Origin of the sequence: Ruminococcus champanellensis 18P13 = JCM 17042, assembly GCF_000210095.1 — a bacterium.
GTDB classification, from domain to species: domain Bacteria; phylum Bacillota; class Clostridia; order Oscillospirales; family Ruminococcaceae; genus Ruminococcus_F; species Ruminococcus_F champanellensis.
This window is the reverse complement of the sequence record NC_021039.1, coordinates 1,864,344-1,886,737: the sequence shown is the minus strand read 5'-3', so window position 1 is coordinate 1,886,737 and position 22,394 is coordinate 1,864,344. Positions and strand designations below refer to the sequence as shown.

The following is a 22,394-nucleotide window of genomic DNA, read 5'->3' as shown; positions in this document are numbered from 1 at the left end:
CCTTGATATAATGTTCTAAACATAAAAAAACAGCGCAGATGCGCTGTTTTTTTACTTCCGCCCCAGAAAAATCCCCGAATTTATGGCTTAATGTCATTTAGCACTCTCAATGCTCTTTCCGTTTCTTGCGGATAGAGGTGAGAATAGGTGTTCAATGTGATAGACACATTGGAGTGTCCAAGTCTCCGGGCTACTTCGTGAATGTTGATTCCGTTATTAACAAGCAATGACGCATGACTGTGGCGGAAATCGTGCACTTTGATGAACGGAAGCCCTGCCCCGGATGCAAAGCGTTGGTTTTGCGCCCGAATTGACGTATTTCTTAAACACCGTGAGCCACCACACACATATAAGCTATTTAAAAAACCCGGCACTTGCTCCTGCCGTGATTTGTGTTCTTGAAGCACCTCCATCAGCGGCTCAGGCACTTGCAAGTCCCTGAATGATGATCGGTTTTTGGGCGATGTCACCATATCCGAACCGTCTACACATTGTGCGACAGAATGCCGAACATGAATTACATCTCCCTCAACGTCATCCCACGTCAATGCATTGATCTCACCTCTTCTCATGCCGGTATAGTATGCGATCATGAAAAAGACAAAGTAGCCCCAATCGGTAAGCGAGTTGGACTGTTCTGCAACCTTTCGTGCCTCGTGGATATACCGCACAAATTGCTCCGGCGTGTAAAAGTGCAACTTATCTGTTGGAGTTTGGAAATATGGATCTTTAAAATTTCCAACAACTTTCAACTGATTCTTCTCGATGTATCCAATTTTTACTGAATAATTCAGAATTGTATTCAGCGTTGTGTATACTTGCTTTTTTGAGCCAATCGCCAGTCCGGTAATATCAACCTTGTTTTTCCAACATTGAAGTTCACGAGCCGAAAGTTTATTTAGTTTGACATTTCCAATAAGCGGTGCAATATAAAGCCGAAAATTTTTTTCAAGGCTATTCAAAGTTGTGGCTCTAACTTCGTGCTTCTTTGCACACACATACTCCTCATACAGTTCTGATACCGTCATACCGCCGCTATGCGGCGCACCGGACGTATACTGGGCTTGCATACTTGCCTCCAACTTGCGTGCCTCAGAAAGCCCGTATGCTGTCCTCTCGACTTGTCTATACTTCCCGTTAGCGTCAGTGTAGTTGACACGCACTCGGTACTGCTGCAAGCCGTCTTTTTTTCCTTTACCTTTGGTTATTGGCATTTTGCTCCGCCTCCTTGCTACGGGCGATGTCCGAGTCCAGAAGTTCCACGATGAGCGCATTCAAGCTTTTGCCGCAACGCTCTGCGTGCATTTTGTACTTTTCCCGTTCCCCCTTGGGAATCCATACTTTGATCGAGTCAAGTTTAGCCTGATACTTTGCGACTGCTTTTTTTCGTCCCTCAGTTTGCATGAAATCACCTCCATTCAATTTATTGTACCACAACAGCGGTTATGTGTCACTATACAAAACACATAAAAGTATAGGGGCATATTCGTTTATTCTGCCTATTGAAGTATATCCCTATACATGCTATAATAAAAGCACAGTAAGGAACACGAAACAACCGGGCGGAGTGGCTAAACTCCGCTCGGATGTCAAGGAGGAAAAGTTATGACTAAAATTTCAGACGGCGTTTACAAGCATAGAAATGTTTGGATAACAAAACTTGAGCAAGGAATAGTTGTCGATAACCATCTTGAAATTTTCAAGACGTATAACGATGCAAAGGAATTCATTAACAAAATTTTAGACGGCTCAAATAAAATTGAGCCAAGAATCATAGGAGAATGGCATGAATGACCAAACACAACCGAGCGGAGCGGTTAATCTCCGCAGAAAGAAGAGGATATTATGAAAAAGCTTGCAATTTTTAAAAACGAATTCGAGAGTCGCAGTTTCAAAAGCCGTTACCAGACATTCGAGGGTGAGCAGTACATCATCGACCTGGACAGAAGGGCGGAAAAATACGAGGTAGGAGATCTGATTTGTTTCGTAAATCCGTTCGCCGGATATCCGATCTACTTGGAGATCGCAATCTCCGCAAACGGTGCTCTGAAATTCAGGAACTGGGAATTCAGCGAGGATGGCAACACGTACCTGCACACTTACGAAACCCCGGATAAGTTTAAGGCAACACAGGAACAGATCGACACAGTGAACGGTCTTTTCTCTGGGCGAATTCGCTTTGAAGGTTTGAACATCGCAGTCGGGGCAACAGTGCAAAGCGTCTGCCCGATTGACGTTGAGAAGGAGGAAAAACTGACAGGTGAGAAGATCTTCTTAAACCGCTAACAGACCGGGATTCTACTATTTCAGCAATCAGCACGCAGAAAATTTTGTAAGCAATATGAAAAGGCTAAAATCAACTTTTTAGCCTTTTCTTCATTATAAAGACTCTGTCCACATCAAAATCAAGCACACATATAGCCGTTTTGAGTAATCAAATCGGCATTTTTCTTATTTTAATTGTAAACTATTTGTGAATAGATTAAGTTAAAACATGCATGTATACAAAGTGTATCCAACTTGTATACAAAATGGATACATAGTATAGTATAGGTTAGGTTAGAGTTAGGATAGGTTAGTATAGAAAGATAAAATGAAAAAGCTCTTCCTCAGATTAGATTTACTTTTTCATTTTATAGACCTAGTTCTATATTAACGTCAATTATATTTATAAAATAGATTTAATAGCGAAAAAAATTGTTTGAAAAAATTAGAAAAAAGCATGTGTATTCAAGAGTGGACTAAAGTGTACCAAAGTGGACTGTTTTACACCTTGCGAAATTTCGATATTTATAGTATCCTAATATTAGGGAAAAGCAAGTGTTTGCTAATCCCGTTTAAAAGCTACGGAGGATGCCATTGAGCAAATGCTTTTCGCCGTGTTTTCCTCTTTTCACGGCGTTTCCGCCTCCGTCCTCCTAACACTTTCCCATTTTTTGTCCTCCTTTCTTTTTTGCCTGGGTAAAAACCCGGGCAGACTATTCAGCGCTCACACGAGCGCTTTATTTTTAAAAACACCTAACTTTCAAAATGTCGAGGCGGGGCTGTATGAACGAACAATTTTCTATTGACAATCTGGCAACAGTGAGCGGTTACAGCGAAAAGAACAACAAGGTAAAGGTATTTTTTGAAAAGGGACTGGTGTTCCCTATCGAATGCAAGAAACAGGTCTTGCACTGGATGCGAGAACATCAGGATGAGTTGACAGAGTACATCATCCGGGAGAGCTGCAAGGATGATTAGGTGTGGATCACAGTGCTTGACGTGCGATTATCCAATACACATGGACACATACAAGGGCTGTGGACACGGATGTGTGTACTGCTACGTCAAGCACAAATACTCAATTGCGGACGTTCAGCCGATTGATACTAGAAAATCTTTGCGGAATTTCGTAAATGGCGGCAGAAACTTTGAAACGAAATGGTGTGATTGGGATATTCCTATTCACTGGGGTGCAAACTCTGACCCATTTCAGCCGGCAGAATCCATACACAGAAAAAGTTTGGAATGCTTAAAGATCTTTGCAGAAACAGGCTATCCGGTGATTATATCCACCAAAAACCCAGGTATGCTGCTTGACCCAGAGTACAGCATGCTCCTGGAACGATGCAGAGCCGTTTTACAGGTCAGCATGGCGTGCGATAGATACGATAAGCTTGAACCCGGTGCACCCACCTTCCAGAGCCGCCTAGAAGCCGTGAGAGGGCTGAGAGATAAGGTGGAAAGAATCGTTGTAAGGGTAAGACCCTATTTCCCGGATTGCCAGGTTGATATTCTCCGGGAAATACCCAGGATTGCAGATGCCGGAGCGTATGGCATCAGCGTTTCCGCATTTTACAGCCAAAGGAAACAAGTCGGTATGACTCGGTACGGGAATGCGTACCAGTTTGACAACGATTTTTTATACCCACTGTACAAAGAATTGAAAAGCGAGTGTCACAAGCACGGTATCCGCTTTTTATGCTCAGAGTGTGGATTAGATCATATGGGGGACAGTCTCAATTGCTGCGGATGTGAAGGGCTGGAGGGTTTCCGCCCGAATACTTTCAACGTCTCACACCTTGCTTACGATAAGCCCCAGCCAGCAGCTACAGAGGCAATGAAGCAGACAGACACTTATCAGCCGTTTAAAGCCATTGGACAGAATCAAAAGTGGGCGCTGAGGTGCAAAAACAAGTCGTTTGAGCAACTGATGTACGAGATTGGCGGAGAACGTATTGAGTGGTTGCGAACACAAAAGGAGAAGTACAATGGGTAGTTGTTCAAGCGGAGGAAAAAGTGGTGCCACCGGAGCAGTTCACACAGATCCAAAAATGGAAAACTTTATAAGCAAATACAGGGTGAGGATTATTGGAGATAAGTTGGGAGCTGATAATTACATCACCAAGCATCCAGAAGATGCCGAGTATTTGCGCAGCCACAAGCAAGAAATCATCGACTACATCAAAAACAAAGAAATAGCAGAGAAAAAGAGAATTGAAGCTAGAAAAGCAAAAATACAATCGATCAAAGGCTTAAAAGAAATTGAAGCCGCTGAAAGTGCATGGTACCGCTACAATGAGCAATCGAGCCAATTTATTTATAAAGGCGGATACGGGAAAGCGCCCGAAAAGCCAACGGTTACAATAAATGAAATGTATAAAAAATACCCAAGAGCAGCGGCTTACAGAGAAGCAGAAAAGTGGGAGAGTTCGTCTAATTATACAAAAAGTGCGTTCGGCAGAGAAGCAAAAGAGCAGATCATAAACGGGAAAAGCTACAAAGCCGCTATTGCCAAAATGAAAAAAGACTGGAAAGAATACACAGAGAAGCACATGTGGGATTAAAGAATAAAGGAGGAATTCGATGGGCAGTTGCTCAAGTAGTGGAAAAGCAAGTTGGACTGGCACTGATGGCGTTGATCCGAGCGAAGTGAAAAGCACTGCTAACTTGTTGATTGATACCAAGTTAGACGAAGCCACCCGGTCAGAGGTTGTTAGCACTCTGAAAGACTTCCAATCAGAATTTGGGATAAACTACAACAACACAAGAATAGCTGATATGAAACCCGGATCTCAGGCATTGGCATATTATGATCATGAAGGAATCGCCGTAAATAATAAATATGCAAATTCTGTTAAGATGAACAGGGCATATGATCAATGTGTTCAGTCTGGATATCATCCGTCCAGGGGGCGCAAAACTGGGATGCAAGCTGTTATGGCTCACGAAATTGGGCATCAACTCAACGATATGATTGGTTCTAAAATGGGAGTCAACTTGCATGAGGCAGCTAATCGTATTGTTAAAGAAGCAACTAAACTGACCAAACATAAGAGTGGAGCAAGACTTGCATCCAAAATTAGCGGATATGCTAAGTCGAGTCCGGCAGAAGCTATTGCAGAGGCAGTTGCAGATGTTTATTGCAACGGCAAAAAGGCTCGCTCAGAAAGTAGGGCGATTTCAAACATTGTAAGAAAATATTTAAGCATTTAGCGAGGATGGTGTGATTTATGGCAGACAATAAGAAAAAAAGTGGCATTAAGTACAGTGAACCGGCAAGTTACTTCCCGAAAGAAGTTGCTAAAATGTTCGAGACACCCAGCAAGAACAATAAGAAGCCTGCGAAGAAGAACAAGTAACCACAGCTTAAACGGCAAGTGCAAGGAGGTGGTAAGCAGTGAGCGGTGGACACGAAAATCTTGTCCCGTTGCCGGAACGGTCAAAGGAACGGCAAAGGGAAATCAGATCAATGGGCGGCAAGGCTTCCGGCGAAGCTAGACGGCGAAAAAAGTCTATGAAGCAAAAATTGCAAGCCATCCTTGAACTACCAGCGCAAGGTGAAGATTACGATGCAGCCGCCGCAATGGGAGTCGATGGGGATATCGACAATGAAATCGCAATGCTTATCGGGCTTTATCTGAAAGCAAAAGCCGGGGATGTCGCTGCTGTAAAGGAAATTCGGAGCATCCTGGGCAAAGATGCTGCATCTGCTGAGCTTGCTTTGCGGCAAAAAGAACTTGCTCTTAAGGAAGCCGGGAAAGACACTTCCACAGCCGTCCTAGAAAAGCTGGATGAGGTTCTTGGAGGGATCAAGAGTGGCTTTTAGTCCAATGCAGCAAGAGTATTTCGACAAAGCCACACACCGATGGAACATTAAGAGCGGAGCAACACGTTCTGGCAAAACCTTCATGGATTACTTTGTAATCCCTAAGCGCATACGGGCTGTAAAGGGACTCCCTGGGCTTGTGGTGATACTTGGGAATACCCGCGGAACGCTCCAGCGGAATATCATTGAACCGTTGCAGGACATTTGGGGCAGTGAATTGGTGTCGAGCATCAAACAAGACAACACGGCTACAATGTTCGGCGAAAAGGTTTATTGTCTGGGTGCCGATAAAGCTAACCAGGTTGACCGCCTGCGAGGATCGTCAATCAAGTATTGTTACGGCGATGAGGTCGTGACGTGGAGCGAGTCGGTGTTTACCATGTTAAAATCCAGATTGGATAAGCCGTACAGTCGTTTTGACGGAACATGCAATCCGGACAACCCTAATCATTGGTTTTACAGTTTTCTACATAGTAACGCTGATATATACTTGCAGGAATACACCCTGCATGACAACCCTTATCTGTCCTCTGATTTCGTAAAAAATCTAGAGGATGAATATAGGGGGACAGTCTTTTTTGACCGCTATATCCTTGGGAAATGGACACTTGCAGAGGGACTGATTTATCCATACGGCGCAGACGGCAAAGCAACCGTTCCAGACGAGCCGAGAGCGTATACCAAGTACGTGGTAAGCATCGATTATGGCACACTGAACCCCTGCTCTATGGGGCTGTGGGGGCTGTGTGACGGTGTTTGGTACAGAATACGAGAATATTACTATTCTGGCAGATCAGAAAAGCACAATCTGACGGATGAGCAATACTACACCAAGCTTGTTGAATTGATCGGCGGTCTGCCAGTAAGCAAAATAGTTGTTGACCCGTCTGCGGCATCGTTTATCGCTTGTATTCGGGCACATAGGCGATATATCGTCCGAGAAGCGAATAATGCGGTTCTTGACGGTATTCGCAACACGGCTGTTGCTTTGACAGCCGGAAAGATTAAAATTTGTGAATGTTGCACAAACACACTTGCAGAATTTTCAGCATATCGCTGGGACGAAAATGCCAGAGAAGATCGACCAATCAAGGAAAATGACCATGCAATGGATGATATGCGCTATTTTGTAAATACAATCCTTCACAATACTAGTGGATTCTTTGCTGAGGTAAGGGGTGATGTGATCTAATGCTTACAGATTTATCTTTTCTTGATTCTGGAAAATCATTTCCGCCCGACCAAGAACGTGAGCGGTTAGAAGAATACAAGAAAAACGAACAACTATTTCACACAAAAGTGCCACAGCCATGGCTTAATCACTTCAACGAAATTGCACAGCGGCTGGGGCGCACAAGAGCTGAAATTAGCACAATTTTTGGATATCAGCAACTTATCAGCAAGAAAACAGCGGATTTTACATGCGGAGAACCGCCAACGCTGGAGACGGAGCAGGACACGGATGCCATGCTCAAGCTTATGGAACGATTGGAGTTTTTTCCAAAACTATACGAAGCGTTTATAGATATTTCCAGATTCGGCAATGCCGTTGTAAAATTCAAAGGAAAAGACGTAACCGCAGTATCACCTATGTTCTGGTTCCCTGTTTGTGACTCCGGAGATCTGAAAAAGATAACTCACCATGTAATCAGTTATCCAATCGATCCAGACGAAAACGGGCTCATGCGCAAATTGTACACGGAAATACATACGCCTGGGATGATCGTGACCCGGATCAATGCGTTTAATCAGCAAGGAATCGGAGGACTGATTGAGGAAAAGGCGGAGCAAACAGGGCTTGAAGATTTCGCCGTCCAAGTTTTGACAAATGTCACATGCAGTTCTGACCTATTCGGCGTGTCAGATTATTCCGAGATAAACAATCTGATTGAGCGTCTGATCTGGCGCTTTTCGTGCATTGATAATGTGCTGGACAAACACAGTGCGCCTACCATGTCTGGGCCCTCCGATGCCCTAGAGCATGATGAAAAATTCGGGACAAGTTTCTTGAATTTAGGAAAATATTTTGCAAGGGATACAAACGATTCTCCAGACTTGCATTATATAACCTGGGACGGCAATCTTGACAGTTCATTCAAAGAAGCTGAAATGCTGTTTAACCAGTTGTATATCCTGTCCGAAATGGGGCAGGCGTTTGCAGATGCTGGAGGTGCTGACAGTTCCGGCACTGCTCTAAAACTGCGGCTCGTTTCACCACGGGTTAAGGCGGCACGTTTGGTAAAGTTGAACAATGCCCGTGTAAAGCGCATGATTTGTACGCTTTGCCAATTGAACGGCATCAACGTGGACTATGACGGATTAACATTGCATTGGAATGACGGTCTGCCGATTGATGAAACTGAGCAGATTAACAATTTAACAACGGCAACTGGTGGAAAATCAATCATGTCAAGATATTCCGCCCTCAAACAGCGAGGGTTGACCGATTCCCAGGTTGAAGCTGAGATTGACCAAATCCAGGCGGAAGATGCGGCTATGCAGCCGTTGCAGTTAGGCGTGATCGGCAATGAGTAAGTCGGAAAATGAATTGCAAACCTTAATCGACTTGATTAAGGAGTCCAGAATTGCCCTTGTGCGGCTCATAGTGGCTGCGAAAGGTACAGGCAGTAAAACATACTATGCAACCATACTGCGGCAATTAGAGGGCATTCTGAACGGCATACAGCGTGAAACAGGAAGGTACATTAACACTGCCATTCCGGCGGCGTATCAAAGAGCACTGATGGAAACATACGAGTACTTTAAACGCAACGGACTGCGGATGCGCAACCCAGAAGCATTTGCACAGCTACATCAAGACGCAATACATGAGTTGGTCAGAGAAATGCAATACAACATACAGAACGGCATTTCCCAAATTGGGAGAAGGGTCATGCGGTATCTGGATGTTGAACGTGATCAATCCCTACGGCAAGCAGGGCTAAAAGCATCGGCACAAAAGGCGTTGACCGGAACAACAACTAGAGAAGCACAAGCCCAACTGATGCAGGAATTGACGGACAAGGACTTTGTTTCCGTGCAATACGGTTCTGGCAAACGGGCGTATCAAGTGCCATTGGAAACCTATACGGAGATGGTGGCACGTTCCACCACAAGAGAAGCCGGAAATTTAGCGAGAGAAAAGCAACTGTCTGCTAACGGATATGATCTAGTTAAAATGACTGAACACTATCCGACCTGTCCAGTATGCGCCGCCCTGCAATGTAGAGTGTATAGCATTTCCGGCGAAGATCCACGCTTTCCGCCATTAAGCAGGGCGTTTTCCAGTGGATATAAAAACGTGCATCCGAATTGCCGTCATGTGATAACCCCATGGATTGAAGAATTGCAAAGCCCGGAAGAAATTCAGGAAGCAATGCGGAAAAGCACAGAGCCGTTTGATGATCCACGTTCGCAAGAGGAAAGAGCGCTGTACAGCAAGCAACAGGCGGACAACCGCAGACTGCGTGCAGATTTGTACCAATACGAACGGTATAAAGCAAGGCTTGGAGCCGATGCTCCTAAATCCTTTGGAGCGTTTCGGAGAATCAAAAAGCAAAACGGTGCCAAATGGATTGAACTCCAAAAGGCATACGAATCAGATAAAGTAGCCACGTAACCTGTGCATCAGTGCTTGGAGGTGATCTGCTTATCTCGACCCAGGCATGTCGTTAAACCGCCCACCATCACCGTTCCGGCGGTTGTTCCGGATACTTTCACGCCGCAGACGATGCGGGGTATAAGCAACGTAGAAAGGAAACACTCACCATGAAGAACATTATTGACCTGCTGTCAGATGCTGGTGTAGAAATCCCGGAAGACAAGAAAGAAGCGTTTAACACTGCCTTTTCCGAGAATTACAAGACAATTGCAGAGGCGGACAAGCTCAGAACCGCACGGGACAACTACAAGAACCAACTGGAGACAGCCCAGAACGCCTTAAAGGGATTTGAAGGAGTGAACGTGGATGACCTGAACGGCAAGATCACACAGCTGACCGCCGACCTTGCGGCAAAGGAGAAGGACTACCAGACAAAGATTGCCGCAATGGAATTTGATTCGATTTTAAACACAGCAATCAGCGGCGCAAAAGCAAAGAATGCAAAGGCAGTCCGTGCATTGTTGGACGTTGATGCGCTGATGGAGTCGAAGAATCGGTCTGAGGATATCAAGGCTGCAATCGATAAGGTGAAATCCGAGAATGATTACCTTTTTGATGGTACGAACGTGCCCGGAGGTGGTGGGAACCCGTCACAGCCATCTCAGAAAATGAGTTTGACAGAGGCTATGGCTTACAAGAATCTTCACCCAGATGCAGATGTAAGTATGCTTATTTAACAAGGAGGGTATAATATGCCTAGTATTTTTGATTCCAAGAATTTTAACGCTGAAGTATTCGGTGCATACGTTGACAAGACGCCAAATCTTAACCGCAATGAGTTGATCAAGAGTCGGGCTGTCAAGCAGCGGCAGGATATCGCCGGTTCGTTTGCTGATCAGGTTGGTGGAAATTACGCCGTGATCCCGATCTTCGGGCGCATTGGCGGCGATGCGCTGAACTATAACGGCAGTACCAATATTACGGCAACAAGCACAAAGACCTATACACAGGGGCGTGTGGTTGTTGGACGCATGAAGGGCTGGGCTGAGAAAGATTTCAGCTATGACATCACCGGCGGCGTGGATTTTCTGGCACAGACGGCATCCCAGGTTGGTGAATACTGGGACGATGTTGATCAGAAAACACTGTTGAGCACGCTTAAGGGCATCTTCTCCATGACGGGAGCAGATAACCTTAAGTTCGTTAACGGTCATACCTATGACATTTCCGCAAACACAGACGGCACAGGCGTGTTTGGCGCAACTACGCTCAATACCGCCATGCAAAAGGCACTCGGTGACAACAAAGCTAAGTTCAGCCTGGCAATTATGCACTCGGCTGTTGCCACCAATTTGGAAAACCTCCAGCTTTTGGAGTACATGAAGTACACCGACAAGGAGGGCATCCAGCGCAACCTTGCACTCGGTACACTGAACGGCAGAGTCGTACTGATCGATGACGGCATGCCCACGGAGGATGTTGCGGCGGTTACTACGGTTGGCAGCGAGGCACCGGCATACACCAAGTACACCACATATGTGCTTGGAGAGGGCGCAATCGAATATACCAACTGCGGCGCAAAGACCCCTTACGAGGTCGACAGAGATGCTAAGGTGAACGGTGGGCAGGATATGTTGTACAGCCGTCAGCGGAAGATCTTTAGCCCGTACGGCATTTCCTGGACTGACAGCGCTATCATCTCCCCCACTGACACACAGCTGGAGACAGGCTCTAAGTGGTCTTTGGCAAACTCCAACGAGTCTACCAAGGAATACTTCCCGCATAAGGCAATCCCGATTGCCAGGATCATCACAAGGGGCTAAGCATGTACGGCACTGTTGAACAGGCGGATGCATACGTCAAGGCACACTATGCATCTAAATCTGCGGAACGTGTGCGGTGGTTGGCTCTGGAGGATGAGGATAAGACCGTTTATCTGACTCAGGCGTTCGACATGATCGAGCGCCTCCCCTTCCGGGGAAGAAAAGCAGTAGTGGGGCAGAAAAACGCCTTTCCACGCTTGCCGTATCAGTACGGAGAGGATAACCCCAGCGTACCAGAGTGCGTGATAAGTGCTGAAACAGAACTTGCGCTATACTTGTCAGACACAAAGGCGCAAGAAAGCAGCCAAAAGCGCAAGGAACTCATCCGGGATGGCGTTAAATCCTTTTCCCTGGGCGATTTGTCGGAAAATTATGGCGATGTGAAAAGCGGCTCACAGGCGGCTACGGTGTCAACCGCTTACAGTTGTCAAGCATGCATGCAGTTGCTCCGTCCGTATCTGTCCGGAGGGTTTGACATATGCTTTCCGTCTACTTAAATCAGACGTGTGAATTGCGCCGCTGTACAGGCTCAGACATGCGAGGACAGCCCGTTTATTCTGCACCTATTACTGTACCATGCAGACGGCAAGAACGCACGCAGAATACAATCAGTGCAAACGAGCAGACAGTGAATCATCAGACGATTTATTATCTATCTGAACACCTCAGTGTTGGTGACATGCTGGATGGGCATATCGTGTCTGCTGTTTACCCTATGACGGCATTTGACGGCAGTTTTTCCGGATGCAAGGCGGTGATCTGATGCGAATGATGAAATTAAATAGTTCAAAACTGGAACGACATTTAAAGGCGGCTATGGAACGCAATCCGAAGCAGACTGCAAAGGCTGTTTCTGCCATAGCACTGGATCTTGCCGGACGAAGCGCACAACGTGCGCCTGTCGAAAGCGGTGATTTGCGGAATAACTGCACAGCGGTTATTAACGGTGGTGTTTCGTTTGAAAACCAATCACCAACCGGAGAAATGCCCAAGGGCAGCACAAAGGTGCATGCGGAAGTGGGGTATTCCCTCCCCTACGCACTGCGACAACACGAGGAATTGTCTTACAGACACGACCGGACGGATGGTCACAGAGTTGCAAGGGCTACACGGTACAAGACAAAGGACGGAAAAGTGTCAATCTTTCATGCAATGTCCTCAGTCAACATGGTTGCCGGAGGTGAGCCGAAATTTCTTGAAGCCCCGTTCCGTGAGCAGCAGGAGAAGTATTTGAGAATGTTGAAAAACATCCCGGAGGAGGTGCTCAAAAAATGAACGTGTTAGATAAGGTATATGAAGTCCTGGGCGATAAGGGCGCAAAACTAGGATTTATGCCGGACGAACCGGACAAAATGACGGGCATCTTTGAATACCAAGCATCGCCTTTGGTTCATTCATTCAGCGGATCTGACATTGTTCAGAACGTGCAAGTCCGGTGCCGTGGTGCAACGGATGAGATCGCCTACCAGGCGGCAAAATCGGCAGTAATGGCGCTTGACCGCTATCATGATGATGAAGTGAGCATTTTGCAGAATTCAGCAATACTCGATATTGGCAGGGATTCTAAAATGCGGCAAGAGTACACGGTAAATTTTACAATTAGGAGGTATTAACATGGCGTTATATTCTGGTGTAACCGGCAAGCTGTCCATCAAGAGCGGATCCGGCACTGCAAAAGAACTTGTTCATATGTCCAACTGGTCGGTAGAACTGACCAAGGAAATCCTGGAGGTTCTCAGTTTCGGTGAGGATTACAAGGAAAAGGTTCCGTCTGTAAAGGACTGGTCTGCTTCTGCTGACGGTACGGCAGATTTCGCAACAGATTCCAACCAGAAGGACTTGGTGGATGCTTTTGAGAACGGCACCAAACTTACAGCATCTTTTTATCTGGACAAAGATACCTTTCTCGTTGGTGACTGCTACGTTGAGAGCCTGACCGTTGAGCATGCGGCAGATGGCAAGGGCGATATTTCCATTTCGCTGGCAGGCAGTCAGGCAGCAACACTGACTCTGCCCACATCCGGCGGAGGGACTTAACAATTGCACACAGGGCGCTCCACCCGGAGCGCCTATATTCTAATATTTTGGAGGAAAATTTATGATGCAGATTACAATTGGTGAAAACACATACGATATCAGCACCAAGCTGGGTGTCGCTGTCGCAATCGAGAAGGAATTCAAGCAGTCGCTTGTAAATATCATGCAGAAATTTGATCGTGACGCAGAAATCGAAGATCTTCTCAGAATCATTTGTTTGGGCGCAAGCAGTGACGAGCGTCAGAGCATTCGTCAGAACGCACTTGAGCATTGGGATTTTACAGATTTGCGCAACGCGGCTAACGAACTGCTGATTCGGCTCAGTTTCTCCGGGACTTCCGAGGAAGTAGAACGCAAACTGGATAAGCGTGAAATCGGAGAAAAGGAAAAAAACGCAATTCGGGAGATGCTGGGACTCCCTCTCAAGCCTGTATTGACACAGAGCAACTCGTCAGAACAGCCTATCGGACTGGGATAAAACCGGCGGAATTATGGGAGATGGAGTTGTGGGAATTTAACAATTGCGTGGCGGCATTCAACGAGCAACAAGCGGAACGGTCAAAAGAAATGACTGCTCTTGCGTGGCAGACAGCCAACTTTGTTGGCGCAGCTTTTGCAGGGAAACTGCGGAAATTGTCTTGGTATTTGGATGAAGCAGTGACCCACACCGCTCCCAAAGTGTCCAAGGAAGAATTTGAAAGACGGTTAGCGCTGGCACAGGAGGTGAATGCTGATGGCAATCGAAAAGTTGAGTGTTGACATTGATGCGGATTCCAGTGGTTTTCAAAGTGCTCTAAAAATTGTAAGCACCACATTGGTGGACATTAAGTCGCTTGTAGCATCCATCAACAGCAGCATAACAAGCATGGCAACCATCATGCAGAATAATTTGAATGGTGTTGCAAAAGCGGCGGACAATGCCAGAGTTTCCGTGTCGGATACGGCTGATGCAGTGTCTGACATGGCGAATACTGCAAGCGGCACTATTCATATGCCGAACTTCCTGCCTCCTGCTGTAATTCCAAATGTGCAGGATACCGTTAGCCCGATTGTAAAGCCTAGTACGCAGGACGCTCAAGAATCAGGAACAGATGCAACGCCTATAAATGCCCTTGAACAGGCTGCAAACGCCGCACAGAGCGCCGTAGACAACTTGACAGAATCAATCGTGAACACCACGCAGGCAGTAACTGCACTCACAAATAGTTTTTCTGGAACCGCAGCTGCTGTTGCAAATGCAACAAATGTTGACTTAGGAAAAGTTGAAGAGGGCGCAAACGATGCGGCTGACGGTCTTGACAATGTAAAAGATTCTGCAAAAGATGCGGAAAATGGATTGAACAAGACCGGAAAAGCAGCCGAAAAAACAAAGGATGAATTCAGGCAAACAAAATCCGAATGTACTGCACTCGTAACCACATTCAAGCGGTTAGCCGCCACGGTCGTGGCAAGTTCTTTTCTGCGCGGCTCAATCTCCAACGCAATGTCAATGGAATCTGCTTTACAGTCGTTGGATTTTACGCTTGGAAACAGTGCAAACGGATTTGTCGAATGGGCTGACGCTAATGCTGCATCCCTCAACATGTCCAAACGTGAAGTCCTGGAATATGGTCGTACATATTCCAACCTGGTTTCTGCAATGACTGATGATACTGAGCAAATGTCGCTGGCTACACAGGCATTAATCAATGCTTCTGCGGTCATTGCATCCAGAACAGGGCGCACAACGCAGGATGTTATGGAACGTATCAGATCTGGCTTACTGGGTAACACCGAAGCAATTGAAGATCTCGGCATTTACGCAAATGTGTCAATGATCGAAAGCACAGATGCGTTCAAGAGAATTGCAGGTGATAAGTCGTGGGAAAAGTTGAGCTATAACACGCAGCAGCAAATCCGGCTGTTCTCTATCTTGGAGCAGACGCAGGACAAATACGGCACTGTTACGATGAAGAACACGGCATCCAACGTGGCAAACATGTCCGCTGTTTGGGACGATTTTAAAACCAATGTCGGGCAGGCGCTGATCCCGATGGTTACTTCTGTGTTGCCCGTCATGTCACAGATGGTAGTTATTGTAACACCATTGTTTGTGAAGTTGGCATCCGCAATTGGTGCAACCGTGCAGTGGTTTGTAAATCTCAATAGACCGGCAAAAATCATGCTCGGATTAGCTATTGGACTCGCTGTGTCAATTCCTCTAATTACCAAAGCAACAATTGCTTGGACAGCAGCACAGAAAGGCTTGGCGATTATTCAAGCTATTCTAATTCCGCAAACCTGGACGTTTGGTGCGGCACTTAAATTTGCATTTGGATGGCTGTCTATCATTGTCGGAGCATTAGGCATTCTGTGGGCATTGTTCGGAAACAATGACAATGCGGATGATGCAAATCAAACAATCAGCACCACAGGCGCAGTAGCTAGCGATGCATCAAACAGTCTGCAATCCCTCATGGACAGCATGGGCGGCGTTGCAAATGCGGCGGATGATGTTTCCAGTGCCAGCAAGAAACTGTCTCTTGCTGGATTTGATGAAATCAATCAGTTAGGGCAGGACAGCGGTTCACTAATTGGCGATTTGGTGAAAACCACTGATCTTGACTTAGTGAACAACGTCTCCGATGGATTGTCTGATTTGCAGAATCAACTTTATGACATTTCCGGCGATTATCCAGTAAATATTGAAAGCAACCACCAGAGTTTGGGAACAAGATTGAAAGGATGGTTCTTGAACACGTGGGTTCCTTTCTGGTATGACATGGGTGTTACAATGAAACAGGGAATTGAAACCGGTGACTGGGAGCCGTTCTTAACACAAGCGGACAAGGGTGTTCGAGCAATATTCGGTGATCGCTGGTCGGACTTCTGGAACAAACGGGGGCAAAAACTGCAAGAAAATTTGCAACACGGCGTAACGGGCGGCGAAGGTGCACTCCGCACAATGGATGCATTCGTGCGTTATTTGTTCGGTGAGCCTTGGTCAGAACACTTTCAGGACGTTGGCGAAAGAATGTGCGATGCGTTTGAAGAAGAAAAGAACCCAGTTATCGCCGTGTTCGCCGCCATGAACGAAGGTATTCGAGGAATTTTCGGAGATGGCTGGATTGAATTCTGGGAAGGTGTAGGGCAAGCGGTTTACGATGCTGTAAATTTTGACTTTGGAGCAAAACTCGAAGAAAATGTTGTAAAAAGCATGGACGCAGCAAATGGTTTCCTAAGTGAATATTACGGCATTCAAATGAAAAAGAATGCCGCAGAGGGTGGAATTGCATCCGCTGTATTGGCTGTAAGACAAGCAACCGGCGGAGTTGCCGGAGCCTACCCGATGCAAGATTCTGACAAGCGAGTGACTAGTGCACAGAATGTAAAAAGGCTGATCGGTGGCTACGCTTCCGGCGGCTTCCCAGAAACGGGGCAAATGTTCATCGCACGTGAGAATGGTCCAGAGTTGGTAGGTAATATCGGCGGGCGTTCTGCGGTGGTCAATAACAGCCAGATTGTTGAGGGCATCAAACAGGCTGTTCTGTCCGCAATGCTCCAGGCTAATCAGTCAAGCAGGGGGCAGGAAATTGTGATTCACAATTATACAGAACTGGATGGGCAGGTAATCGGCAAGGCATCCACAAAATATGCGCACAGCAAGGCAGTCCGGACATAAAAATAACAGGCACTGCAAAGTGCCTGTTATACAATTATTCGTTTCCGTTGTTGGTTTCTTCCAATTCAATGTATTTTGCGTTGATTGCAGCAACTTCAATTTCACGTTCATTTCCCAAAACCGTGGATGTAAACCGTTCTGCGCCGTTGGAAATGCCCCATGCGGTGATGATGTCCCCCTCAATCACGTTGAATCCGGCATCGGAACTGCTGTAATGCACGACAATAGAATCGGAATAAAATCCATATTCGCTTTTCGTCAAATCTACTCGTAGTATACCGTCCGGCATTACCTGGGATACTTTCCCGGTGATCGTGACATACTGCCCTTTCATCATGTCTGTTTCACGCATAATCTGCTCGTATGTGACCGGTCGACATTCTAACTTGTATTCTTTCTCTATTTCCTCTTGACTTTTCTGGCTTGTTGAGCTGCTCACAACATGTGATGTGTATGAATTAGACGGGTTTTCAGCTTTATTCTTTGCCTCTTGATACCCTTCCATTGTTGACTTGATTGCAGTTCCTATTACTGGAATCAACACGATTCCTAGCAAGCAACCTAGAACCACCTTCCCGGTGGACATACCTTGACTTTTTCCGCAAATCGGGCACACTTTAGCGCCGGAATAAATTGAGTTTTTACAGTATTGGCATCGTTTAAGCTGTGATTGTGCCATAGAGCACACCTCCCTTTTTGCTCATTTTATCACATTTAACATGTTTTTTCAATATTTTATCGCAAAACACTGGGAAAATAGCAACTTGCACAAATAGGACTAGAAAACTTTGTTACTTTTTTTACAGGCGGTGATACGTTGTGCTAATTAAAATCGGCTCCTTTATAGTGCCAAAAATAACCGCATATGCGTTGACATTGGCAGATTTGGACAGCGAGAACTCAGGGCGATCAGAAACCGGAAGGATGAGCCGTGAAGTCATCCGAAAAGACGTGGCTAGCCTGTCGATGACGTGCAAACTCACGGCTACGCAATTAGATCAGATAGCGGAAGCACTTAACCATGATCAATTTGACGTAACCTTTCGTGCGCCGGTGTCCGGAGGGAAAAAGACAGCCACCATGTATGCTGGCGACAGAACAATGACGTTGTTAGCAGACACTCCATCTGAATTGTGGGAGTTTTCGGTAAATCTCATCGAATACTAGGAGGTACATATGTACAACACATCGGAAGCCTACAGGGCGGCAATCCGTGCCCCCGTGCGATCCTGCACGGTGACTGGCACGCTGGGTACATTGGCACTGTCGGACAGCAACATCCAGTCCGGCACGCTGTACATTGACAACCAGGCGGTGTCGGACGATAACGACATCGGGCTGGGAGCATGCGTGATCGGGGAAATGGGTTTCGATCTGAAGGACAGTGAGCATATTGCAGATTACTATTTCGGACGTTCCTGCAAGCTGACCTACAAGCAACTTCTGCCGGATGGGACGTATGAATCCATCCCATTGGGCGAATACACGGTCAATAACAACACGGTGAGAAAAGACCGGGAAACCATCAGCATTCAAGCGTATGACAACATGGCTAAATTCGACACACCGACAGGCTTCAAGCCGTACATTGGCGGTATCGTGGACGGCATGCGGCTCTGCTGCTCCAACGCCGGGGTGAAATGGGGCGGAATTGATCCTACTCTTGCGAACTTGGATTTACAGGTTTCATACTTGCCCCAGTTCACCAGCTACACGGAATACATCACCACATGGCGTGATCTGCTGAAATACTTATGCCAGCTTGTGGGCGGCTTCGGCACAATCGGGCGTGACGGTAAATTATATGTCCGTTCACTGGTGCAAAAATCTGTGCCGGATATGGTGATCGATACGGCGAACCGCAAGAAAACCAGTATTGATGATAAAATGCTGGAGATCGGCGGTGCGCAGATGGTGGTCACCAAATACCTGTTGGATGAGACAATGCTGTTGAGGTATCCGACAAATCCGGACGGCGGTAAACTGCTGGAATTGCCGGAGAATCCTTGCATGCGGTTCATCAGCGACAAAAACATAGTGATCGAGAACATTGCGAAAAACGCCATGAAAATGCGATATCGCCCCATGGAGGCGGAGTTGTTTGGCGATCCGTCCATTGACCTGGGGGACACCATCAGACACACAGGTTATATCTGCGGTGACGGAGAGACAATGATCGTCACACATTGCCGATGGCAGTATCGTGGAAGTCAGACCATCCAGTCGGTAGCGGATATGTCAGCCGGGATCTATATTCCGGAGATCGAGCAGACCACCGGTACAGACTACGTTTACACGATTATTGACAGCGGCACGGCAGTACGGCTGGATTACTACATCGGCGCGGCAACACATCTTGCCGTTCCGAAAATTGTAGAGGACAAACCCGTCACGGAGATCAATGCAACGTGCTTTACGGGGAAATCTGTAAGCCGGGTGGTCATCCCGGACGGCGTAAAAATAGTGAGGTGATAATATGACTGGCACCGGCACACAAGCAGACCCCTATATCGTCAGCACGTGGGAAGAATTTAAGACAGCAGTTGACACGGTCAACGTGTACGTTGCGTTGGATCCGAACGCTACAAGCAAGGTGATGGATGCAAATGATGCCAACATCAACCCATTCAGTACTAGTGTCCGATTTCAATGTAACGGCATTGAAGGAAACGGTTGGACTATAAGAAATTTATATTTCAACGGTACGGGACTTTCTATGATATCCAATGTGCAGACATGTACGATCAACAATTTATATTTTGAAAACATTGTATGCAATAATGGCATATCGTCATTTCTGAATGCGACAAAAGCAACGTTCAATGCGTGCAGATTTACTGGTATAAAATATGCAGGAAGTCAAGCTGCGGCTATCGCAATTGGGTCAACCACAACGTCTTCTCGTGGCAAATTCTCGAAATGCACGTTTGCATTTAAAGTTGTTGGGGCATCGGCGGGTAGCCTGTTTTCTTGTGTAGATTTTACAGAATGTAATTTCAACATTATTTCATCCGCAAAAGCAACGAGTGGGACACGTTGTGACATATTCGACCATTGCACGCTTGAAAATGCTCTGATTCTTGGTGGCATCACGCTGAACGGCGGCGGATCTATTTACATGGCAAATGCAAGCACAGTAATGAAGAATGTGTTTGCAGCTGTTGAAATAAACAGACCGGATAGTGATACAACCGCATTCTATCCTGGAAATGCCACCGCCACATCCTGCATCGTGTCGGATCTGATCGGCAGCGGCGTTACCTGCAACAGCGGTACAAACATCCAGTATGTGACCGCTGCACAGGGCAAGAATGCGGCATACCTGAACAGCATCGGATTCCCGGTCACGGAGGTGTAAAGATATGGCGTGGACAATCCAATCGGACATCAACAACGGATATCCGCATAACGCCAACACCATGTATCCCACGCCGGGACTGTACGAGCCGTACCCAGATGGCATGTGGTGCGTTGAGAACAGCATCAACAACGGATATCCGCATACACGGAACATGAATTTTGCAGATCCTAAATTGAGCAAACCGTATCCGGATGGACTGTGGAAGCTGTCCCATTCTGTAAATAGCGGATACCCGTTCCAGCGAATCGACAACACCGTGCCACCCGGCGCATGCTGTATGTGCGAGGGGCTATACAGCGTGACCATTCCTTCTTCCGTCCTGTCCATAGGGCGGTATGCATTCTGGGGTACAGCGTTGACCACTGTGCGCATTGCCCCGGCATGCGAGTATTTCCCCACCACGTTCCCCGCAGACTGCGAAATATATCACTATACAGACGGCAGCAACCTGGTGGATTCCACAGGCAGATATTTGCTGACGAAAGACAAGAAATTGTTGAAAGCAAAGGAGGCTACAAATGGCTGAAAACGGAGTTGACCTGTACGATTTACAGCATACGGCGGCGGAAATTGATGCCGCCATTTTCGGAGCGGTACGCCTGGACACCTGGAACACCGTTTGGGAAGCCGGGCAGGATCTGAATACGGTTCTGACCACCGGCACCTACGCTGCCCCTACCAACGCCATTGCAGCGGCGTGCACCAATTTGCCGGAGGGCTATACAGCATCCGGACAGGCGTTCAAGCTGATCGTGGAGTACACCAGTACCGCAAACTTCATGCGCCAAACTCTGATCGGACGCACAGGTTCCATGTACGCCAGGACGTACAACGTCAGCAATGCGGCGTTCGGCACGTGGGAGAAATACGTCACATCCACCGAATTTGCCGCATTGGCAGCCAGGGTGGCGGCGTTGGAAACAGCGGCAAACATTACAACAAATGACGTGGCAATCGCCGCAGAAAGTGAGGAATAGCATGGCATACGCAGTAATGAGCAGGAAATTTTTACGGTACGAAAACGAATTGAGCGTAGAGCGCATGGAGATCTGCGTAGATGCAGTGTCAGATCTGCCGACCGTGAACAGCATCACAGGCTGCAAAATCGCCCAGGGGTCAATCGCATGGGACGTGTCCACCGGGGATTTCTACGGCATGTCGTCTACTGGCGAATGGGTCAACCAGTCCGATGGTGCAAACGCAGCCCAGACCCTGGAGCTGACCGCAGAGGACTATCCCGTGGCGGTGGCAGCGGAAAGCGAGGTGACGGATGATGAGCCTATGGGAAATTTTGAAAGCACAGAAGTTTGTGTGCAGTGATAATCTGTTTGCCCAGCTGGCGGCGGAGCGGCTGAACGGTGGGTGCATTCCCAGAAACACTATCGCTATCCAGCATGGTGCAGGCACGTTCAAGGCTACGGCGGAAGGCAAAAATGTTGTGTGGCAATACGGGACGCAAGAAATTCACGGGAACACCTGTGAATTCACCATTGCTGAGGACAGTGCGCAGATTCTGGTTTCCTTTAATGGAATGCTGACAAAATTTGAAAACAAATCGGATGCGCAGACGCTACTGGATTTGTCAGATTTGGGCGGCTTGGCAACCAATTATTTAAATCTATACAACTGTTCAAATGTGACCGGTGATCTATCTGCCCTGGGCGGCAGGATAACCCATTATCTTGGGCTGTACAACTGTTCAAAAATAACCGGCAGCCTGTCCGACCTGGGCGGCAAGGTGACCTATTATTTAAACCTGTACGGCTGTGCGAAGATAACCGGCAGATTGTCTGATTTAGGCGGTAAGATAACCCATTGGA

At 46.9% G+C, this 22,394-nt stretch carries 30 protein-coding genes; 27 read left to right on the top strand and 3 right to left on the bottom strand.

Annotation, left to right across the window (positions count from 1 at the left end; genetic code table 11):
* Window positions 1-80: 80 nt before the first annotated feature.
* Both RUM_RS08555 and RUM_RS08550 read right to left on the bottom strand, forming a co-directional pair.
* Window positions 81-1,214, bottom strand: coding sequence for a site-specific integrase (locus RUM_RS08555; protein WP_015558731.1), 1,134 nt, complete (start codon window positions 1,212-1,214; stop codon window positions 81-83).
* Window positions 1,195-1,404, bottom strand: a complete 210-nt coding sequence (locus tag RUM_RS08550; RefSeq protein WP_015558730.1) for a hypothetical protein — start codon at window positions 1,402-1,404, stop codon at window positions 1,195-1,197. The genes RUM_RS08555 and RUM_RS08550 overlap by 20 nt, the downstream gene beginning before the upstream one ends.
* 201 nt (window positions 1,405-1,605) lie before the next feature.
* Between RUM_RS08550 and RUM_RS08545 the strand changes: the two genes are divergently transcribed.
* The 20 genes from RUM_RS08545 (at window position 1,606) to RUM_RS12160 (ending at window position 17,213) form a co-directional block, all read left to right on the top strand.
* Window positions 1,606-1,794 carry a hypothetical protein gene (locus RUM_RS08545; RefSeq protein WP_015558729.1) on the top strand — a complete coding sequence of 63 codons (189 nt, stop codon included), beginning with the start codon at window positions 1,606-1,608 and terminating at the stop codon, window positions 1,792-1,794.
* Window positions 1,795-1,845: 51 nt separating this feature from the next.
* Window positions 1,846-2,286: a hypothetical protein gene (locus RUM_RS08540; RefSeq protein WP_015558728.1), complete on the top strand. Its 441-nt coding sequence runs from the start codon at window positions 1,846-1,848 to the stop codon at window positions 2,284-2,286.
* 762 nt (window positions 2,287-3,048) lie between these two features.
* Window positions 3,049-3,243: a hypothetical protein gene (locus RUM_RS08535; protein WP_015558727.1), complete on the top strand. Its 195-nt coding sequence runs from the start codon at window positions 3,049-3,051 to the stop codon at window positions 3,241-3,243.
* Between the two features lie 16 nt (window positions 3,244-3,259).
* On the top strand, window positions 3,260-4,261 hold the full coding sequence (locus RUM_RS08530) for a radical SAM family protein (RefSeq protein WP_147645601.1): 1,002 nt from the start codon (window positions 3,260-3,262) through the stop codon (window positions 4,259-4,261).
* Window positions 4,254-4,829: a hypothetical protein gene (locus RUM_RS08525; protein WP_015558725.1), complete on the top strand. Its 576-nt coding sequence runs from the start codon at window positions 4,254-4,256 to the stop codon at window positions 4,827-4,829. The genes RUM_RS08530 and RUM_RS08525 overlap by 8 nt, the downstream gene beginning before the upstream one ends.
* 19 nt (window positions 4,830-4,848) lie before the next feature.
* Window positions 4,849-5,478, top strand: coding sequence for a hypothetical protein (locus RUM_RS08520; RefSeq protein ID WP_015558724.1), 630 nt, complete (start codon window positions 4,849-4,851; stop codon window positions 5,476-5,478).
* Window positions 5,479-5,495: 17 nt separating this feature from the next.
* Window positions 5,496-5,624 carry a hypothetical protein gene (locus tag RUM_RS13175; RefSeq protein ID WP_015558723.1) on the top strand — a complete coding sequence of 43 codons (129 nt, stop codon included), beginning with the start codon at window positions 5,496-5,498 and terminating at the stop codon, window positions 5,622-5,624.
* Between the two features lie 110 nt (window positions 5,625-5,734).
* The gene (locus RUM_RS12170) at window positions 5,735-6,091 is read left to right on the top strand and encodes a hypothetical protein (RefSeq protein ID WP_147645600.1); all 357 of its coding nucleotides are present in this window, start codon (window positions 5,735-5,737) and stop codon (window positions 6,089-6,091) included.
* Window positions 6,081-7,283, top strand: a complete 1,203-nt coding sequence (locus tag RUM_RS12165; RefSeq protein ID WP_081460034.1) for a PBSX family phage terminase large subunit — start codon at window positions 6,081-6,083, stop codon at window positions 7,281-7,283. Before RUM_RS12170 ends, RUM_RS12165 begins: the two co-directional genes overlap by 11 nt.
* Complete coding sequence (locus tag RUM_RS08505) at window positions 7,283-8,626, top strand: phage portal protein (RefSeq protein ID WP_015558722.1); 1,344 nt, start codon at window positions 7,283-7,285, stop codon at window positions 8,624-8,626. The genes RUM_RS12165 and RUM_RS08505 overlap by 1 nt, the downstream gene beginning before the upstream one ends.
* Complete coding sequence (locus tag RUM_RS08500; RefSeq protein ID WP_015558721.1) at window positions 8,619-9,710, top strand: phage minor capsid protein; 1,092 nt, start codon at window positions 8,619-8,621, stop codon at window positions 9,708-9,710. Before RUM_RS08505 ends, RUM_RS08500 begins: the two co-directional genes overlap by 8 nt.
* A gap of 149 nt (window positions 9,711-9,859) precedes the next feature.
* Entirely contained in the window at window positions 9,860-10,429 is a 570-nt protein-coding gene (locus tag RUM_RS08495) for a phage scaffolding protein (RefSeq protein ID WP_015558720.1), read from the top strand.
* A 15-nt stretch (window positions 10,430-10,444) separates the two neighbouring features.
* Entirely contained in the window at window positions 10,445-11,515 is a 1,071-nt protein-coding gene (locus RUM_RS08490) for a major capsid protein (RefSeq protein ID WP_015558719.1), read from the top strand.
* 2 nt (window positions 11,516-11,517) lie between these two features.
* A complete protein-coding gene (locus RUM_RS08485; RefSeq protein WP_015558718.1) occupies window positions 11,518-12,012 on the top strand; it encodes a DnaT-like ssDNA-binding protein in 495 nt (164 codons plus the stop codon).
* Window positions 12,013-12,277: 265 nt separating this feature from the next.
* Window positions 12,278-12,790: a hypothetical protein gene (locus RUM_RS08480; protein ID WP_015558717.1), complete on the top strand. Its 513-nt coding sequence runs from the start codon at window positions 12,278-12,280 to the stop codon at window positions 12,788-12,790.
* Entirely contained in the window at window positions 12,787-13,128 is a 342-nt protein-coding gene (locus RUM_RS08475; RefSeq protein WP_015558716.1) for a minor capsid protein, read from the top strand. Before RUM_RS08480 ends, RUM_RS08475 begins: the two co-directional genes overlap by 4 nt.
* 1 nt (window position 13,129) lies before the next feature.
* Window positions 13,130-13,552: a phage major tail protein 2 gene (locus RUM_RS08470; protein ID WP_015558715.1), complete on the top strand. Its 423-nt coding sequence runs from the start codon at window positions 13,130-13,132 to the stop codon at window positions 13,550-13,552.
* 61 nt (window positions 13,553-13,613) lie between these two features.
* Window positions 13,614-14,030: a hypothetical protein gene (locus RUM_RS08465; RefSeq protein WP_015558714.1), complete on the top strand. Its 417-nt coding sequence runs from the start codon at window positions 13,614-13,616 to the stop codon at window positions 14,028-14,030.
* Window positions 14,031-14,050: 20 nt separating this feature from the next.
* Window positions 14,051-14,311: a hypothetical protein gene (locus tag RUM_RS08460; RefSeq protein ID WP_015558713.1), complete on the top strand. Its 261-nt coding sequence runs from the start codon at window positions 14,051-14,053 to the stop codon at window positions 14,309-14,311.
* On the top strand, window positions 14,286-17,213 hold the full coding sequence (locus RUM_RS12160) for a hypothetical protein (protein ID WP_015558712.1): 2,928 nt from the start codon (window positions 14,286-14,288) through the stop codon (window positions 17,211-17,213). The genes RUM_RS08460 and RUM_RS12160 overlap by 26 nt, the downstream gene beginning before the upstream one ends.
* Window positions 17,214-17,247: 34 nt before the next feature.
* Here the strand turns inward: RUM_RS12160 and RUM_RS08450 are convergent, their stop codons facing one another.
* Window positions 17,248-17,892 (bottom strand): hypothetical protein, encoded by a 645-nt coding sequence (locus tag RUM_RS08450; protein ID WP_015558711.1) that lies wholly within the window; start codon window positions 17,890-17,892, stop codon window positions 17,248-17,250.
* A 140-nt stretch (window positions 17,893-18,032) separates the two neighbouring features.
* Between RUM_RS08450 and RUM_RS08445 the strand changes: the two genes are divergently transcribed.
* From RUM_RS08445 to RUM_RS12855, 7 genes are all read left to right on the top strand, one after another.
* On the top strand, window positions 18,033-18,380 hold the full coding sequence (locus RUM_RS08445) for a hypothetical protein (protein WP_041326368.1): 348 nt from the start codon (window positions 18,033-18,035) through the stop codon (window positions 18,378-18,380).
* A 9-nt stretch (window positions 18,381-18,389) separates the two neighbouring features.
* Window positions 18,390-19,685 carry a hypothetical protein gene (locus tag RUM_RS08440; RefSeq protein ID WP_015558710.1) on the top strand — a complete coding sequence of 432 codons (1,296 nt, stop codon included), beginning with the start codon at window positions 18,390-18,392 and terminating at the stop codon, window positions 19,683-19,685.
* 4 nt (window positions 19,686-19,689) lie between these two features.
* Window positions 19,690-20,571: a hypothetical protein gene (locus RUM_RS12685; protein WP_147645599.1), complete on the top strand. Its 882-nt coding sequence runs from the start codon at window positions 19,690-19,692 to the stop codon at window positions 20,569-20,571.
* A gap of 4 nt (window positions 20,572-20,575) precedes the next feature.
* Complete coding sequence (locus RUM_RS08430) at window positions 20,576-21,100, top strand: leucine-rich repeat domain-containing protein (RefSeq protein WP_015558708.1); 525 nt, start codon at window positions 20,576-20,578, stop codon at window positions 21,098-21,100.
* Window positions 21,093-21,551 carry a pyocin knob domain-containing protein gene (locus RUM_RS08425; RefSeq protein WP_015558707.1) on the top strand — a complete coding sequence of 153 codons (459 nt, stop codon included), beginning with the start codon at window positions 21,093-21,095 and terminating at the stop codon, window positions 21,549-21,551. Before RUM_RS08430 ends, RUM_RS08425 begins: the two co-directional genes overlap by 8 nt.
* Window position 21,552: 1 nt before the next feature.
* Complete coding sequence (locus RUM_RS08420) at window positions 21,553-21,894, top strand: hypothetical protein (protein WP_015558706.1); 342 nt, start codon at window positions 21,553-21,555, stop codon at window positions 21,892-21,894.
* Window positions 21,866-22,394, top strand: a 529-nt coding sequence (locus RUM_RS12855) for a hypothetical protein (RefSeq protein WP_197533021.1), incomplete at its 3' end; no start/stop codon positions are given. The genes RUM_RS08420 and RUM_RS12855, both read left to right, overlap by 29 nt.